This is a genomic window from Nocardia puris, from assembly GCF_036051655.1.
In the GTDB taxonomy this organism is placed as follows: Bacteria; Actinomycetota; Actinomycetes; order Mycobacteriales; family Mycobacteriaceae; genus Nocardia; species Nocardia puris.
The window spans coordinates 1,245,014-1,260,046 of sequence record NZ_CP107943.1; the positions used below are offsets into that span (position 1 = coordinate 1,245,014).

Sequence of the window (15,033 nt, forward strand, 5' to 3'; positions counted from 1 at the left end):
ACGGTGAGGGAGATGCGCGGCGGTACCGACATCCGGCGGGGTCCGGGCACGGGCCACGTCGACCACGACGCGCTGCTGGACTGGTACACCGAGTCCGCGCGCGATCTGCCCTGGCGACGCCCGGGCGTGACGGCGTGGCAGATCCTGATGAGCGAGATCATGCTCCAGCAGACGCCGGTGGTGCGGGTCGAGCCGATCTGGCGGGAGTGGGTGGCGCGCTGGCCGGTGCCCTCGGCGATGGCGGCGTCCTCGCAGGCCGAGGTGCTGCGCGCGTGGGGCAAGCTCGGCTATCCGCGCCGGGCCCTGCGGCTGCACGAATGCGCGCGGGTGCTCGCCGCCGAGCACGGCGACGAGGTGCCCGCCGACGTGGACGTCCTGCTGAGCCTGCCCGGCATCGGCGCGTACACCGCGCGCGCCGTCGCGTGCTTCGCCTACGGGCAGCGGGTTCCCGTGGTGGACACCAACGTGCGGCGCGTGGTGGCGCGGGCGGTGCACGGGCGCGCGGAGGCCGGCAACCCGTCGTCGCGGGATCTGCCCGAGACCGAGGCGCTCCTGCCCGCGCAGGTGGCCCGCGCCGCGAAGTTCTCCGCCGCCCTGATGGAGCTGGGCGCTACGGTGTGCACGGCCCGCACCCCGGACTGCGCGCGCTGCCCGCTGCCGGACTGCGCCTGGGTGGCGGCCGGGCGGCCCGTCTCGGACGTGGTGCGCCGCACGCAGAAGTACGAGGGCACCGACCGCCAGGCCCGCGGCCGCCTGCTCGACGTACTGCGCGACGCGAGCGGACCGGTCGAGCGGGTGCGGCTGGATCTGGCGTGGACGCGCGATCCGGGCCAGCGAGACCGGGCGCTGGATTCGCTGCTGGTGGACGGGTTGATCGAGCAGACCGCCGACGGATTGTTCGCGCTCGCGGGCGAAGGCGGCTGACCCGGTTCAGCCCGCTCAGCCGGTCACGAGGCCTCAGTCCAGGACGCGCCGCAGGAACTTCTCCACGGCCTCGCGATAGCGCTCCGGTTGGTCGTCGTGCACGAGGTGCCCGGCGCCGCGGACCAGCACGTGCTCGGCGTTGGGGTTGGTCTCGGCCATCTCGCGCATCTGGCCGGGCGGGGTGATGGTGTGCTCGCCCTCGATGAGCAGCGCGGGCACCCGCACGGCCCGCCACTCGTCCCAGAAGTGGCGGCCGCCCCACTCCTCGGAGATGTCGCGGAAGGTGGCCACCGAGCCGTGCAGCCGGTAGCCGTCGGGACCGTGGCTGAAGGAGTTCAGGAAGTACCGGCCCGCGACCGGGCCGAAGTAGTCGAGCACCGAATCGGCGTCCGGGAACGGCTGCGGCCAGGACTCGATCATCGCGGCCCAGTCGGCGGCCGTGCGGCCGGTGAAATCCGGCGCGATGTCCTCCACCACCAGCGCCCGCACCCGCTCGGGGTGGCGGGCGGCGAAGACCCAGCCGTGCAGCGCGCCCATGGAATGGCCGATCACCACCATCGGCTCGGTGAGGTGCGCGGTGGCCTCGGCCAGATCGGTGACGAACGCCTCGGTGCTGAGTTCGGCGGGCGCCGGACGGCCGTGGCCCGCGGCGTCGAAGGTGTAGACGTGGCCGTGCCCGCGCAGCCAGTCGAGCTGATCGCCCCAGGTCCGGGCGCTGCCCATCAAGCCGTGCAGCAGCAGGATCGGCACCCCTGCTCCGCCTTCGTCGTACCACATCGGCTCGATTGTGCCCGGTCGAGGCGTCGGCGCGCGCATCGCACCCGCCGCGCCGACGTATTGTCGGGGCATGGCTGTCGTGAAGATCAACGCGATCGAGGTCCCCGAGGGCGCGGGTCCCGAACTGGAGAAGCGGTTCGCCCACCGCGCGCACGCCGTGGAGAATTCCCCCGGCTTCCTCGGTTTCCAGCTGCTGCGTCCCACGGCGGGCGAGAACCGCTATTTCGTGGTGACACAGTGGGATTCGGAGGAGTCCTTCGCCGCCTGGCGCGACGGGCCCGCCCGCGCCGCGCACGCGGGGTCCGGCGAACAGAAGCCGGTCTCGACGGGCGCCTCGCTGCTGGAGTTCGAGGTGGTGCTGGACGTGGCGGCCAAGCCCGCGTCCTGACGCGTATTGACGCCGATGGCGTGGAATGTCACAGTTCGAGATGACCAAAGCGAGGGTGATGCGGTAATTCCGGTGTGAATCCGGAGCGGTCGCGCCACTGTGTTCCTCGCACCGAGTCCGTCCCGAGCCGTTCGCGGCCCGGCGGGAACGGTGCCGGAAAGCCAGACACCGGCACCGTCGCGACCGCCCATCTCACGGGGACGCGCCCCTTCCCCTAGGAGGACTCGAATGGCCATCGCGCATTCACCCGCACGGGAAACCGATTCCCTGGCAACCGTGCTCGTCACGGTCGGTGTCGTTCTGCTCGCACTGCTCACCCTGTACCTGGTCGGCTTCGACCAGGGGACCCTCTCGCGCGGCGGGATGTTCCTGCACGAGCTGATGCACGACGGACGTCACCTGCTGGGTGTCCCGTGCCACTGACCGGAACACTGAAGACCCTGCTGCTGCGCGGCCTGCTGGCCGGTTTGATCGCCGGTCTGCTGGCCGCCACGGTGGGCTATTTCGTCGGCGAGCCCAAGATCGACGCCGCCATCGCCATCGAGGAGGCGGCCGCCGCGCACGCCCCCGAGGAGGAGGCGGGCGGTCACTCGCACGGCGAGGGGGACGACGGGGCCGCGGTGAGCAGGTCCGGACAGAAGTTCGGCCAGTTCCTCGCACTCGGCATCACCGGTCTCGCGGTGGGCGCCCTGTTCGCCTCGGTCGCGCACTACGCGCGGCGCCACACCGCGCTGCCGGGGCCGAAGCTGGCCCTCGCGCTCGGTGTGGGTGGTTGGGCCGCGATCGTCGCGGTGCCGTTCTTCAAGTACCCGGCCAATCCACCGGCCGTGGGCGATCCGGAGACCATCAACGAGCGCACCTGGTTGTGGGTGGCCGTGGTCCTGCTCGGCCTGGCGGCCGTCGGCGCCGGGGTGTACGTGTACAAGCTGCTCGCCGGGCAGCTGGACACGGTGCGCCTGATCGCCGGTGTCGCGGCGTTCGTGCTGATCACCGCACTGGGCTACGTGCTGCTGCCCGGGATCGACGAAGTGGCCGAGGATTTCCCGCCGAGCCTGCTGTGGCAGTTCCGGGTGTCGTCGCTGGCCGTCACGACCACGCTGTGGGCCGCGCTCGGCCTGGTGTTCGCGGCGCTCACCGAGTTCGCCTCGCGCTCTGGCACCACGGTAGGGGAGGAAGTCGCTACCGCGGCGTGATCCGCGACGAGACGTGAAGGCGCAGTGTCGGTTTCCATGACCGACACTGCCCCTTCCGTTCCGCGACCGGTCTCGATCGCGTTCACCGGAGTTGTGGTCGCCCTGCTCGCCGGAGTAGCCGAGGCACTCGTCCACACCGCCGTCGCGCTCGACACCGCCGAGGCCGATGTCGGAGGGCTCGCCGTCGGACTCGCAGTGCGGGCGGCGCTCTACCTGGCCGTGCTGGCGGCGGCCGTGCTGATGTCGCGCGGCAGTCATCCGGCGCGGCTGGCGCTCACCCTCGGGCTCGGCGTGGTGGGGCTGTCCTCGCTGCTGATCGAACCGGCCACCGCGGTGCTCGACGGCGGAATCCCGTGGAGCGCGGCCACACCCGGCACGCTGCTGATCGCGGTCCTGCGGGCTGTGCACGTCGCGGCGGTGCTCGTCGCCGTGCCCGCGATGTGGGCGTCCGGCGCTCGCGCGCACTTCGCCGGTCGACACACCACGAGTTTCGGGTAGCCAAACAAATTTATTTGGACTACCTTGTGATGGGTCGGAGCGTGTACCGACAGTCACCGCGGTCCCGCGCCACGTACACCCGGCGCGGGACCGTGTCCGGCGAGACGACTCCCGCGCGGGGAGAACCGTCAGGCCAGCGCGGCGTCGAGGGTGATGCTGTCGACGCCCGCGAGCGCCTTGGAGACCGGGCAGCCCGCCTTGGCGGCCTCGGCCACGGCGATGAAGCCGTCGGCGTCCAGGCCCGAGACCCGGGCGCGGACGGTCAGCTTGATACCGGTGATGCGGAAGCCGCCCGCCGGGTCGGGGCCGAGCGTGACATCGGCGGTGACGTCCAGGCTCTCCGGGGTGCCGCCCGCGTTGCCGATCTGGGCCGACAGCGCCATCGCGTAGCAGGAGGAGTGCGCCGCCGCGATGAGTTCCTCGGGGCTGGTGGTGCCGTCGGCCGCGTCCGCGGAACGCTTGGGGAACGACACGTCGTACTTGCCGACACCGGAGCTGGTCAGTTCGACCTGGCCGGAACCGTCCTGCAGTCCGCCGGTCCATGCGGTGCGCGCGGTGCGTGTGGGCATCGTTGTCCTTTCACGAGGGTGGACGAGTTCGTCTGATCCGAACCTACTCGCCCGCGCTCAGTCCGCGGGGCTCAATCGGCTGTCCAGCCGTTCCAGCAGCGCGAGCCACTCCCGTCCGTGGCGCCGGGCCGCCTCCTCCCCCGGAAATCCGGCGTGGCGCAGGCGAAGCCGGATGCCCCGCGGCTGCTTGACGAACCCGATCGTCACCACGGTCTCGGCGCCCTCGGTCGCGCGGGTCACCCACGTGAACTCGATGGTGCGCTCGGGCTCGAGGCGCAGGAACCGGCCGTAGTGCGGCACCCGCTCACCCTCGGCCTCGGTCTCGAAGTAGAACGGCTCGCGCACGGCGGGGGTCATGCGCACGGAATCCGGTACGGCCAACCAGATGTCGAAGCCCTGGGTCAGCGCGGCGTACAGCAAACCCGGCGGGGATTTCATCACCCGCTCGACGGTGATCTCGTGCGGCCGCGTGGACAGATCCGGTGTGCGAACGGGCTGGGCATTCATGACCGGACCATACTCCGCCCGGCGGACTCAGCCGGGATCGGTGACGCGCGCGAGCACGATTCCGCCCAGAATCAGCGTGAGGGCGAGAAATCGGCCGAGCGGACACGATCTTGTGCACGACCACGCCGAGCGCATCGGGGCTCGGTCCGAATCCGGACCGGGCGCTCGTGACGCGCGACCGCGCGGTCCACAAGAGCTCGCTGCTGGAGGGCCTGCCGGACTTCATGACCCGGCTCTGGACGCGCGAATCCTCTTGGTGCGCAGCATGATCAGCTGCAAGCCGTGCCCGCGTACTCACAACCCGCCGAGGGCGGCGCTACTCCCCTCGGCACGCGCGAGCCAGGAGTCGGCTCTCCGCAAGCGAATCACTCTGGCGCGCAACATGATCAGCCGCGAGCCGGGCGCACGCGTTCAGGACCGGCGAGGGCGGCGCGACCCCTCGGTACGCGCGCCGCCACCGCCCGACTTCCGCTCAGAAGCGGTCCTTGTGCTCGGTCACCCACTCCGCGAACGTGCGCGCGGGGCGGCCGAGGATCCGCTCGACGGTGCCGTCGGGTGTGCTCGCCGACGCCGGCGGGTCGGCGTACCAGCCGATCACGCACTCGGCGTCAGCGCGCGAGACACTCGTCGCGAGCAGCCGGTCGATCGCCCGCTCGCGGCTGATCTGCTCGAAGACGATCGCGCGGCCCACCGTCTCGGCCAGCATCGCGACGCGCTGTCGCGGCGTGAGCGCCTCCGGGCCCGCGAGGTTGTAGGCGCGGCCCGCGTGCCCGTCCTCGGTGAGCGCCACGGCGGCGACCGCACCGAGATCGGGCCCCAACATTCGTTCAGGTCAAGCCCCGTGTTCGACCTGGTAAGGGGAATCGACCGGATCGGCCCCGGCGATCGCGCCGGATTCCGGCCGACGGCGCGCCGCCTGCCGGTGAAGTAGAACCGAGCACCCCGATTGCTCTCGGCGGGAAGAGGTTCGGATCGTCGACCCCATGGGCCGGGCCGCGGCGACTCGACGACATGCCCCCGCTGGACGTTCGAGGTCACCCGCGTAGCGAGGGCGATCGCGACCTCCGCGTTTGCGGCGAGAACGCCGCAAATGCTCGGTTGACGGGCGCCGAACGGCGGTCGGCCGCTTAGGCTGCAAGGGTGAATGCGCCAGGCAAAGCGAATCGTGGCTCGGTCGTGCGGGACTGGGGCATCGCGGCGATCGTCGCCGCGATCCAGGTGGGGGGCGGCTACGCGGTGAACGCGAGCCAGTCCGGGGTGCGGGCGCTGGACGTATTCGGCTACGTGTTGCTTGTGGCGGGGCCGCTGGCGCTGGGCCTGCGGCGGGTGCAGCCGCTGCCGGTGCTGGGGGTCACGCTGGCCGCCTGCGGGCTCTACCTCGCCGTCGGCTACGGATTCGGGCCGGTGGTATTGGCTTTCGCGATCGCCTTCCTCACCGCCGCCGTGCACGGAAACCGTTGGTGGACATACCCGGTCGTGCCCGCCGCGTACCTGCTGTTCGTGTGGCCGGTGCCCGCGCTGCTCGGCAGGCACACCGACCTGTGGGCGGCGTTCGGCATCCTCGGCTGGCTCGCGGCGCTGGTGGCGGCGGCCGAGGTGCTGCGCCAGTGGCGCATCGCCGAGCGGGAGCGGCGGGCGCGGGCCGCGGCGGCGCGCCGCGACGAGAAGGCCCGACGCGAACGGTCCGAGAACCGCAGGCGCCTGGCGACCGCGCACGAGCTGCACGACGCGCTGGCGCACAACATCTCGGTGATCAACGTGCAGTCCTCGATGGCGCTGGAACTGTTCGACAAGAAGCCGCAGCAGGCGCGCAGCACGCTCGCCGCGATCAAGATCGCCAGCCGGGAATCCCTGGCCGAGGTGCACAAACTGCTCGGCGTGATCCGCGCCGGGGTCAGCGCCGAGGATCTGGAGGAGGCCGAGCAGCACCCGCTGCCCACCCGCCCGGCGCGTCCGCGGCGCGGCGCCTGGCGGGCCGCGCCCCGGCTGGAGGTGCGCGAGCCCGCGCACCAACCCGAGCCGGAGCCCGAACCCGCGCCCGTCGCGCCCGAGCCGGTGCGCCTGCCCGACCCGAGCATCGACGACCTGGACGTGCTGCTGCGCGGCGTGCGCGCCGACGGGCTGAACGTGGAGACCAAGATCGTCGGCGAGGTGCGTCGCCTGCCGGGCACCATCGACGTGGCCGCCGCGACGATCATCCTGGAATCCCTCGACAACGTGCTGCGGCACGCCCCTGGCGCCGGCGCGAACGTCACCATCCGCTACACCGCCGATTCGCTCGACCTCACCATCGACAATTCCCGCCCCACCACCACGCCCGCCCGCACCGGCCCGGTCGGCAACGGCATCATCACCATGCGCAAACGCATCCACGCCCTCGGCGGCGCCCTCACCGCGGGCCCGCGCCCCAGCGGCGGCTATCGCGTCGCCGCCCGCCTCCCCTCCGACACCGGCTTGCGCCGCGTCCCCGCCGCGGTGGGGGCCGAGGGCAACGGAAAGGTCGAGCCCGCGCCGAAGGAACCCACGGCGAACGTCTCGGAAACCCCTGAACCCGAGAAAAACTGAGCCCGCGTCCGCCGTTCGTGTCGGACCCCGGCAGTACTCTCGCCGGTATTCGATCAACCGAGCAGTGGGGGTAGGTAAATGGGCATGATCATGAGCTTCTACGCGGTGACGCCGGAGGAACTGGAGGAGGTCCTCCTCGGGAACGAGGACGTGCTCGACGAGGTGTTGGAGGACCGCCCCGGCTTCGCCCAGACCGATCTCGACAAGGCATGGGACGGCCTGCAGTTCTTGTTCTCCGCGGCGGATATCGATATCGACTTGCTGAAAGACGGCGACCCGATCAGGGATGACGGGTCACGCTTCGGATGGAGCGCGGCCACCGTAGCGCAGGCCGCGAATACCTTGCGGGACATGCCATTCTCGGACCTGGCGCGCCACTACGACGCGAACCGTATGAGCGACAGCGACATCTACCCCACTATCTGGACCACCGACTGGGCGCTGGACTACCTCCAAGAAAACTACGGCGACCTGAGAACCTTCCTCACCGACACCGCCGCGAAAGAACAGGCAGCCCTGATGTTCTGGGGCTGATCCGCAGCGCGCCGGCAATCTTCGAGGCGACTCCGGTCACGCGGTCGGCACGTCGCGAGAACCACTCGCGACGACGGCGGATCAGTTCGGGGACGACAGCGGCGTCAGGAGGATGCTGAACGCGGCCGACTCACCCGCGGCGGTTCCTGATGAGGTTCACGGTGTGATCGGCGTCCGCGGTCGGGATGCGCAGGACGCCGTGGGCTCCGGCGCGCAGGACGACGGCTCGGGGGCGGTCGCCGAAGAGCGCGCGGCCGTCCGCGGCGACATAGCAGCAGTAGCGCGGGTTGTCGTCCTCGTACGTGGCGGTTTCGATTCTCCGTATGTCGCGCAAGGGAATTGCGGCCAGCGGGCTGGTGTCCGCCCCACGGCCGGTGACCTCGATACGGTCGGTGTCGAGCACGATGTCGTAGACGCCGTCGCCCGTCACCGTGGCGAGTTCCACGCGGCCCACGGGCAACGTCCGATCGGGCGGAGTGCGCGGCGGCCGCACGTCCCCCGGCAGATATCTCGGGACCGCGCGCAATCGCGCACGAAAGAGATGCGACTCGCTGAGCCCCCGTAATCCGATGCCGACGAGGAGCACCAGGAAACACGTGGACACCCAGGCGCCATCGATCGCCGCGATGGCCAGGAAGATCTGGCAACCGTGCAACCACAACTGCGCGTCGATCCCCCGCGACGCCTTGCGCCACTCGTCCACCCGATGCACGCCGAACCCCTGAAACCACAGCAACGCGATCAACGGTGGGCAACTCATCACGACGATGTGCAGCGGCAATAGCCACAGCACCACCTCCAGCGGCGCGAACACCATGCCCGCCGCCATCACCCCGACGACCGCCAGCGGAACGACGACCAACGCGATCCGGAGCGAACGTGCGATCTCCGGCCAATTCTCGGCGACTTTCGCGTCCCGGTCCGGGTCCCCCGTAACCGGCGCTTCTGGAATCAGACCCGCCACTTCGACACCCCTCCCGAGCTCACCCCAGTCTATTGGCCGCCCGCCACCGCATCGAGCGAATATCGCCGCCCCGAACGATTCACCTGCGGCGCAGCACGTCCCCGCCACACCCACGGACAGTCGGGCTGGTTCACCGCTGCGGGAACAAAGACTGCAGGCACAAGAAAGCCCGCCCCCATCTTTCGATGGGGGCGGGCTCTGGTTCGTGACTTACTCGCCGGAGGCGGCGGCCTCGGTGGTGCCTTCGGCGGCGCCGGTGAGGACGACCTCGGGCTTCTCCTCGATGGGGGTCTTGGTCAGCTTGGCCTTGCCGGTGAAGACGAACTTGGCGTCCTCGCCGGTGCCTTCGCCGTCCCAGCCCTCGACGTCGACCTCGATGGTCTGGCCGGGGCCGATCTCGCCGAAGAGGATCTTCTCCGAGAGCTGGTCCTCGATCTCGCGCTGGATGGTGCGGCGCAGCGGGCGGGCACCGAGCACGGGGTCGAAACCGCGCTTGGCGAGCAGGCTCTTGGCCTGATCGGTGAGCTCGATCGCCATGTCCTTGTTCTTCAGCTGCGTGGCGACGCGACCGATCATCAGGTCCACCATCTCCACGATCTGCTCGCTGGTGAGCTGGTGGAAGACGATCACGTCGTCGATGCGGTTGAGGAACTCGGGGCGGAAGTGCTTCTTGAGCTCGTCGTTGACCTTGAGCTTCATCCGCTCGTAGTTCGAGCCCTCGGCGTTGGACTGGGTGAAGCCCAGGCCCACGGCCTTCGAGATGTCGGAGGTGCCCAGGTTCGAGGTGAAGATCAGCACCGTGTTCTTGAAGTCCACGGTCCGGCCCTGGCCGTCGGTGAGGCGGCCGTCCTCGAGCACCTGCAGGAGGGTGTTGTAGATCTCCTGATGCGCCTTCTCGATCTCGTCGAACAGTACCACCGAGAACGGCTTGCGGCGCACCTTCTCGGTGAGCTGGCCGCCCTCCTCGTAGCCCACGTAGCCCGGAGGGGCACCGAACAGGCGCGAGGCGGTGAAGCGGTCGTGGAACTCGCCCATGTCGATCTGGATGAGCGCGTCGTCGTCGCCGAACAGGAAGTTGGCCAGCGCCTTGGACAGCTCGGTCTTACCGACACCGGACGGGCCGGCGAAGATGAACGAGCCGGAGGGGCGCTTGGGGTCCTTCAGACCGGCGCGGGTGCGGCGGATCGCCTTGGAGACCGCCTTGACGGCGTCCTCCTGGCCGATGATCCGCTTGTGCAGCTCGTCCTCCATGCGGAGCAGACGGCTGGTCTCCTCCTCGGTGAGCTTGAAGACGGGGATGCCGGTCCAGTTGGCCAGCACCTCCGCGATCTGCTCGTCGTCCACCTCGGCGACGACGTCGAGATCGCCGGAGCGCCACTGCTTCTCGCGCTCGGCCCGCTTGGCGACGAGCTGCTTCTCCTTGTCGCGCAGGCGCGCGGCCTTCTCGAAGTCCTGCGCGTCGATGGCGCTTTCCTTCTCGCGGCGGGCGTCGGCGATCTTGTCGTCGAACTCGCGCAGGTCCGGCGGCGCGGTCATGCGGCGGATGCGCATGCGCGCGCCCGCCTCGTCGATGAGGTCGATCGCCTTGTCCGGCAGGAACCGGTCGTTGATGTAGCGGTCGGCCAGCGTCGCGGCGGCCACCAGCGCGCCGTCGGTGATGGACACCCGGTGGTGCGCCTCGTAGCGGTCGCGCAGACCCTTGAGGATGTTGATGGTGTGCTCGACGGTGGGCTCGCCGACCTGCACCGGCTGGAACCGGCGCTCCAGGGCGGCGTCCTTCTCGATGTACTTGCGGTACTCGTCGAGGGTGGTGGCGCCGATGGTCTGGAGTTCGCCGCGGGCCAGCTTCGGCTTCAGGATGGAGGCCGCGTCGATGGCGCCCTCGGCGGCACCCGCGCCGACCAGCGTGTGCAGCTCGTCGATGAACAGGATGATGTCGCCGCGGGTGTTGATCTCCTTGAGCACCTTCTTCAGGCGCTCCTCGAAATCGCCGCGGTAGCGGCTGCCCGCGACCAGGGAACCCAGGTCGAGGGTGTAGAGCTGCTTGTCCTTGAGCGTCTCGGGGACCTCACCGTTGACGATGGCCTGCGCCAGGCCCTCGACCACGGCGGTCTTGCCCACGCCGGGCTCGCCGATCAGCACCGGGTTGTTCTTGGTGCGGCGGCTCAGCACCTGCATGACGCGCTCGATCTCCTTCGAGCGGCCGATGACCGGGTCGAGCTTGCCCTCGAGCGCGGCCTGGGTGAGGTTGCGGCCGAACTGGTCGAGCACCAGCGAGGTGGACGGGGTGCCCGCCTCGCCGCGGGTGCCGGACTCCACCGGCTCCTTGCCCTGGTAGCCGGACAGCAGCTGGATGACCTGCTGGCGCACGCGGTTGAGATCGGCGCCCAGCTTCACCAGCACCTGCGCCGCGACGCCCTCACCCTCGCGGATCAGGCCGAGCAGGATGTGCTCGGTGCCGATGTAGTTGTGGCCGAGCTGCAGCGCCTCGCGCAGGCTCAGCTCCAGCACCTTCTTGGCGCGCGGGGTGAACGGGATGTGACCGGACGGGGCCTGCTGGCCCTGGCCGATGATCTCCTCCACCTGGCTGCGCACACCCTCCAGCGAAATGCCAAGCGATTCCAGCGACTTCGCCGCGACACCCTCGCCCTCGTGGATGAGGCCAAGCAGGATGTGCTCGGTGCCGATGTAGTTGTGGTTGAGCATCCGGGCCTCTTCCTGGGCCAGGACAACGACACGCCTCGCGCGGTCGGTGAACCTCTCGAACATCGCTCCCTCACTCTCCTGCTCAGACCTTCAGTGGCGTCCGACGCTTCACCCGCTGTGTGGTCAACCTGTGGTCGTCAGCCTGCCATGAAGCCCGGGGGTTGCGGCCCCCGCCTCCACTCTAGTTGGCAGGGGTCCGAGCCGCCTCCAGTCCACCCTATTGCGGACCGGCGGCAACACGGTCATTCACTCATAACGTGGCCGTCCCGGGTTTCGTTTCCGATCCGGTTTTGCCCACAGCGAACAGCGCCACACGCGGCGGCGTCGGCGAACACCGCGTCTGCCAGGCCGAACGGCCGGGCGGGCCCGATTGTTCCCGCCGACCGTCCGCACCCGCGCGGGATTCCGCCGCCCGGATACGACCTGGTTCCGGACAACCTACCGTCGACCGGCGACCAGTGGGGCGGTCATCGGCGTGGGTCCGCGCACAGCGAACACGCGAGGACGCCCTCGTCCCCGATCCGCACCTACCCCGTGAACGGCGCGGCGAACACGCAGGGCACCGGGCGCGGATGCGCCGGGTCCAGGGCGTTCAACACGAAATGCGCCGTCCGCATCGAGCCCGCGATGCCCGCATGTTCGGTGAAGTCCTGCGCGCAGCCGTCCTGCACCTCGATATTGGTGGCGTTGGGCGCGGGCACCAGGCCGTTGGTGTGCGGCACGACCGCCTCGTCGTAGCGGGTGGCGATATTCGTGTAGGTCACGTCAGGGTGGTAGACGCCGCCGGCGTTGAGGTCGGTCAGGAACGGCGAGCCCTGGAACATCTGCGGGCAGGCCATGCAGAGCTGGTCACCGAGCCCGGAGCGGAAGGCCGCGCCGATGCCGAGCCGGTCGGCGAACTGCGCCGCCGTGCCCACGCCGCCCGCGTTGGTGCCGAGCCAGGGCGGTGCGATGGCGACCAGCTTGTCCACCTTCGGCGCGCCGCCGAGCTTCTTGACGAAGTAGTTGCCGGTGAAGTTCCCCTGCGAATGCCCCACGATGTCCACCCGCCGCGCCCCGGTGGCGGCCAGCACGCGGTCGACGAAGGCGGCCAGCTGCGCCGAACTCTCCTGGATCGGGCGCATCCCGCCGATCTCCGACAGCGGCCACGGCACCGCGTGCGCCCCCGTGGTGAGCGCGTACACGCAGTACCCCTCGTTGGCCAGCAGCGGCGCGTACACGCCCCAATTCGTCTGCGCCCCACCGCCGGTCCCGTGCGCGAGCACGACGGGGTTGGGATGCTCCGCGCTCGGACGGCACGACCAGTCGTTGGCGCCCGGCAGCGAACCGCCCGGATTCGTCAGCTCGTAGGGGATGCCGGAGAAGAAGTTGTAGACCACCGGATAGCGCTGGGCGTGCGCCGCGCCCGCGGCGCTGATCCACAGCGCCGCGAGCACGAGAGCCACCGTCAGCGCACCTGGGACACGTCGCATGGGAGTTACCTTTCTGAAACCTGTTCCAGAAAGGTAACTCGAGCACTGTCCCAGATGGCACGGTTTCGGCGAGCCGACTACTGGAACTGGTTCGCGCTGTGCGCCGGAACCGGCTCGGTGGCGGGCAGCGCGGCCCGCTCCCCCTGCTGCGCGCCCGCCGCGAACAGCGCGCCGCACAGCACCAGGAAGGCCAGCGTGTGCAGCACCGCGCGAATCACGTTGTAACGCACCCACTCCGCCTCGAACTCCGCGCGAACTGCGGCGAGGTCGGCGATGGCGCCCGGATCGCCCGCCGCCTCCAGCCCGACGTTGAGCGGCACGTTGAACGCCACCGTCACGGCGAACGCGATCACGTTGAGCGCCAAGGCGATACCGACCCAGACGAGCGTCGCGCGATGCTCCCGGCCCAGGTGCAGCGCCGCCGCCAGCGCGCTGAAACCCACCGTGCCGAGGAAGCCGATCATGAACCACGGGTTGATGATCACCACGTTGATCTTCTGCATGACCGACACCAGCGTCCGGTCGTCGAGCCCGCCGAGCGCGGGCATCACCGAGATCGCGTAGGCGTAGAAGACGCCGGCGATCAGCCCGGTCGACAGCGCGGCCGCGACGAGGGCGGCGATACGAAGCGCGATCATGCGATCTCTCCTGACTTTGCGGCCGGAGTGTCCCGGCGAGGCGATATCAGTCAATCGCGATCGCGCGCGGGCGACCATGGCCCGGACGCTCGCGCCCATGCGCGAGCGTCCACGGTCCTAGAGATCGCGCTCGGAGATGATCCCGCTCTGCATGGCCAGTGCCGCCAGGCGGACCCGCTTCTGGTTCTGCGGCAGGTTCTCCACGCCGAATTTCGCGAACAGCGTGCGCAGGTGGGTCTTGATGGCGTCGACGCTGAGGAACAGTTCCTCGGCGATCTGCTGATTGGACGCGGGCGTGGCGAAACCGGTGCCGTTCTTGTACGGCCTGCACAGCGCGACCAGCACGGCGCGCTGGGTCTCGGTGAGCGAGCGCAGGGTCGGCACCGAACTGCTGGAGGTGCGGGTCGCGTCGTCGGCCTCGGCGCCGTAGTCGTGGTAGGACAGCAGCGAGGTGCCCACCCGGATGCGGTCGCGGTCCATCAGGCGGCGGCGGCCGACCAGTCGCTCACCGTTGATGAACGTGCCGTTGGTGGACAGGCCGTCGTCCACGATGGTCCAGTGCGTGCCCAGATACTCGACGGCCGCGTGCAGCCGGGACACCTCGGCGTCCCAGCGCAGCGCCAGATCGGCCTGCGGGGAACGGCCGATGGTGACGCGCTGACGCTCCGGGCTCAGACCCAGCTCCTGCTGGCGGCCCGAGTCATCGGTGAATCGCAATACTGATCCGACGAATCCGGTCACTGCGCCGATACCTCATCTCTCCATACCGCCAGTGACAACCTTCGCACAGCCTCCATGGTGCCGCGCCCCGGCACCCGCGAGCAAGATCGAACCGCGCCGGCCCGGCGTGGCGACGTGCGGCGCGCCAGGAAACGACGCTGCCGCCCGGGCGTCGCACGATTCGCCCGGGCGGCAGCGGAATTTACCGATCAGCCCTTCGCGGCCTTGTTGTAAGCCTCGGTGATGTCGGCGGAGATACGGCCCCGCGCCGACACCTTGTGGCCATTACGGCGCGCCCACTCACGAATTGCGGCGCTTTGTTCACGATCGATGGAGACCCGGCTCTTCGGCGCGGTCGTGGCGCCGGCGGCGGTCTTCACACGGCGGCGGCCACTGGTCCGTCGAGCGCTGGAAACCCACTGCTCCAGACCGTCACGCAGCTTGGCCGCGTTCGCCGCGGACAAGTCGATCTCGTACGACACACCGTCGATCGCGAACTCGATGGTCTCGTCCGCGGTGGACTCACCGTCGACATCGTCGATCAGGCTAACGGTGACCTTCTTTGCCATGAGATGAAC

The 15,033-nt window shown here is 69.8% G+C and carries 17 protein-coding genes; 7 read left to right on the forward strand and 10 right to left on the reverse strand.

Annotated features, from left to right (window positions below; all coding sequences use genetic code 11):
• The first annotated feature begins 12 nt into the window (after window positions 1-12).
• A complete protein-coding gene (locus OHB21_RS05385; RefSeq protein WP_067505626.1) occupies window positions 13-924 on the forward strand; it encodes an HhH-GPD family protein in 912 nt (303 codons plus the stop codon).
• Between the two features lie 33 nt (window positions 925-957).
• Here OHB21_RS05385 and OHB21_RS05390 read toward each other — a convergent pair whose 3' ends face one another.
• A complete protein-coding gene (locus tag OHB21_RS05390; RefSeq protein ID WP_067505629.1) occupies window positions 958-1,701 on the reverse strand; it encodes an alpha/beta fold hydrolase in 744 nt (247 codons plus the stop codon).
• A gap of 70 nt (window positions 1,702-1,771) precedes the next feature.
• Between OHB21_RS05390 and mhuD the strand changes: the two genes are divergently transcribed.
• The 4 genes from mhuD (at window position 1,772) to OHB21_RS05410 (ending at window position 3,780) form a co-directional block, all read left to right on the forward strand.
• A complete protein-coding gene (gene mhuD, locus OHB21_RS05395; protein WP_067505632.1) occupies window positions 1,772-2,089 on the forward strand; it encodes a mycobilin-forming heme oxygenase MhuD in 318 nt (105 codons plus the stop codon).
• 228 nt (window positions 2,090-2,317) lie between these two features.
• Window positions 2,318-2,512 (forward strand): CbtB domain-containing protein, encoded by a 195-nt coding sequence (locus tag OHB21_RS05400; RefSeq protein ID WP_067505635.1) that lies wholly within the window; start codon window positions 2,318-2,320, stop codon window positions 2,510-2,512.
• On the forward strand, window positions 2,503-3,282 hold the full coding sequence (locus OHB21_RS05405; RefSeq protein ID WP_195125267.1) for a CbtA family protein: 780 nt from the start codon (window positions 2,503-2,505) through the stop codon (window positions 3,280-3,282). The genes OHB21_RS05400 and OHB21_RS05405 overlap by 10 nt, the downstream gene beginning before the upstream one ends.
• 36 nt (window positions 3,283-3,318) lie before the next feature.
• Complete coding sequence (locus OHB21_RS05410) at window positions 3,319-3,780, forward strand: hypothetical protein (RefSeq protein ID WP_195125266.1); 462 nt, start codon at window positions 3,319-3,321, stop codon at window positions 3,778-3,780.
• Between the two features lie 128 nt (window positions 3,781-3,908).
• On the opposite strand, the gene OHB21_RS05415 is transcribed toward OHB21_RS05410, so the two are convergent.
• The 3 genes from OHB21_RS05415 to OHB21_RS05425 all read right to left on the reverse strand — a co-directional run bounded on the left by OHB21_RS05415 (window position 3,909) and on the right by OHB21_RS05425 (window position 5,679).
• Window positions 3,909-4,349 (reverse strand): OsmC family protein, encoded by a 441-nt coding sequence (locus OHB21_RS05415; RefSeq protein ID WP_067505643.1) that lies wholly within the window; start codon window positions 4,347-4,349, stop codon window positions 3,909-3,911.
• Window positions 4,350-4,406: 57 nt separating this feature from the next.
• Window positions 4,407-4,856 (reverse strand): SRPBCC family protein, encoded by a 450-nt coding sequence (locus tag OHB21_RS05420; protein WP_067505646.1) that lies wholly within the window; start codon window positions 4,854-4,856, stop codon window positions 4,407-4,409.
• A 472-nt stretch (window positions 4,857-5,328) separates the two neighbouring features.
• On the reverse strand, window positions 5,329-5,679 hold the full coding sequence (locus OHB21_RS05425; RefSeq protein ID WP_195125265.1) for a Rossmann-fold NAD(P)-binding domain-containing protein: 351 nt from the start codon (window positions 5,677-5,679) through the stop codon (window positions 5,329-5,331).
• A 317-nt stretch (window positions 5,680-5,996) separates the two neighbouring features.
• Between OHB21_RS05425 and OHB21_RS05430 the strand changes: the two genes are divergently transcribed.
• Both OHB21_RS05430 and OHB21_RS05435 read left to right on the forward strand, forming a co-directional pair.
• Window positions 5,997-7,421, forward strand: coding sequence for a sensor histidine kinase (locus tag OHB21_RS05430; protein ID WP_195125264.1), 1,425 nt, complete (start codon window positions 5,997-5,999; stop codon window positions 7,419-7,421).
• A gap of 84 nt (window positions 7,422-7,505) precedes the next feature.
• A complete protein-coding gene (locus OHB21_RS05435; RefSeq protein ID WP_195125263.1) occupies window positions 7,506-7,955 on the forward strand; it encodes a YfbM family protein in 450 nt (149 codons plus the stop codon).
• A 130-nt stretch (window positions 7,956-8,085) separates the two neighbouring features.
• On the opposite strand, the gene OHB21_RS05440 is transcribed toward OHB21_RS05435, so the two are convergent.
• The 6 genes from OHB21_RS05440 to OHB21_RS05465 all read right to left on the reverse strand — a co-directional run bounded on the left by OHB21_RS05440 (window position 8,086) and on the right by OHB21_RS05465 (window position 15,024).
• Entirely contained in the window at window positions 8,086-8,919 is an 834-nt protein-coding gene (locus OHB21_RS05440) for a hypothetical protein (RefSeq protein WP_328437726.1), read from the reverse strand.
• A 210-nt stretch (window positions 8,920-9,129) separates the two neighbouring features.
• A complete protein-coding gene (locus tag OHB21_RS05445; RefSeq protein ID WP_067514522.1) occupies window positions 9,130-11,688 on the reverse strand; it encodes an ATP-dependent Clp protease ATP-binding subunit in 2,559 nt (852 codons plus the stop codon).
• 464 nt (window positions 11,689-12,152) lie between these two features.
• On the reverse strand, window positions 12,153-13,097 hold the full coding sequence (locus OHB21_RS05450; protein ID WP_067514520.1) for an esterase/lipase family protein: 945 nt from the start codon (window positions 13,095-13,097) through the stop codon (window positions 12,153-12,155).
• Window positions 13,098-13,174: 77 nt separating this feature from the next.
• Window positions 13,175-13,735: an anthrone oxygenase family protein gene (locus OHB21_RS05455; RefSeq protein ID WP_067514518.1), complete on the reverse strand. Its 561-nt coding sequence runs from the start codon at window positions 13,733-13,735 to the stop codon at window positions 13,175-13,177.
• A 117-nt stretch (window positions 13,736-13,852) separates the two neighbouring features.
• Window positions 13,853-14,452, reverse strand: coding sequence for an FHA domain-containing protein (locus OHB21_RS05460; protein WP_228801492.1), 600 nt, complete (start codon window positions 14,450-14,452; stop codon window positions 13,853-13,855).
• A 212-nt stretch (window positions 14,453-14,664) separates the two neighbouring features.
• Window positions 14,665-15,024, reverse strand: coding sequence for a histone-like nucleoid-structuring protein Lsr2 (locus OHB21_RS05465; RefSeq protein WP_067514514.1), 360 nt, complete (start codon window positions 15,022-15,024; stop codon window positions 14,665-14,667).
• Window positions 15,025-15,033: the final 9 nt, after the last annotated feature.

Excerpts from the sequence above, each read along its gene's own strand:
- OHB21_RS05385 (WP_067505626.1), top strand. The coding sequence starts at position 13 with ATGCGCGGCGGTACCGACATCCGGCGGGGTCCGGGCACGGGCCACGTC.
- OHB21_RS05390 (WP_067505629.1), bottom strand. The coding sequence starts at position 1,701 with ATGTGGTACGACGAAGGCGGAGCAGGGGTGCCGATCCTGCTGCTGCAC.
- mhuD (WP_067505632.1), top strand. The coding sequence starts at position 1,772 with ATGGCTGTCGTGAAGATCAACGCGATCGAGGTCCCCGAGGGCGCGGGT.
- OHB21_RS05400 (WP_067505635.1), top strand. The coding sequence starts at position 2,318 with ATGGCCATCGCGCATTCACCCGCACGGGAAACCGATTCCCTGGCAACC.
- OHB21_RS05410 (WP_195125266.1), top strand. The coding sequence starts at position 3,319 with ATGACCGACACTGCCCCTTCCGTTCCGCGACCGGTCTCGATCGCGTTC.
- OHB21_RS05415 (WP_067505643.1), bottom strand. The coding sequence starts at position 4,349 with ATGCCCACACGCACCGCGCGCACCGCATGGACCGGCGGACTGCAGGAC.
- OHB21_RS05420 (WP_067505646.1), bottom strand. The coding sequence starts at position 4,856 with ATGAATGCCCAGCCCGTTCGCACACCGGATCTGTCCACGCGGCCGCAC.
- OHB21_RS05425 (WP_195125265.1), bottom strand. The coding sequence starts at position 5,679 with ATGTTGGGGCCCGATCTCGGTGCGGTCGCCGCCGTGGCGCTCACCGAG.
- OHB21_RS05435 (WP_195125263.1), top strand. The coding sequence starts at position 7,506 with ATGATCATGAGCTTCTACGCGGTGACGCCGGAGGAACTGGAGGAGGTC.
- OHB21_RS05445 (WP_067514522.1), bottom strand. The coding sequence starts at position 11,688 with ATGTTCGAGAGGTTCACCGACCGCGCGAGGCGTGTCGTTGTCCTGGCC.
- OHB21_RS05450 (WP_067514520.1), bottom strand. The coding sequence starts at position 13,097 with ATGCGACGTGTCCCAGGTGCGCTGACGGTGGCTCTCGTGCTCGCGGCG.
- OHB21_RS05455 (WP_067514518.1), bottom strand. The coding sequence starts at position 13,735 with ATGATCGCGCTTCGTATCGCCGCCCTCGTCGCGGCCGCGCTGTCGACC.
- OHB21_RS05465 (WP_067514514.1), bottom strand. The coding sequence starts at position 15,024 with ATGGCAAAGAAGGTCACCGTTAGCCTGATCGACGATGTCGACGGTGAG.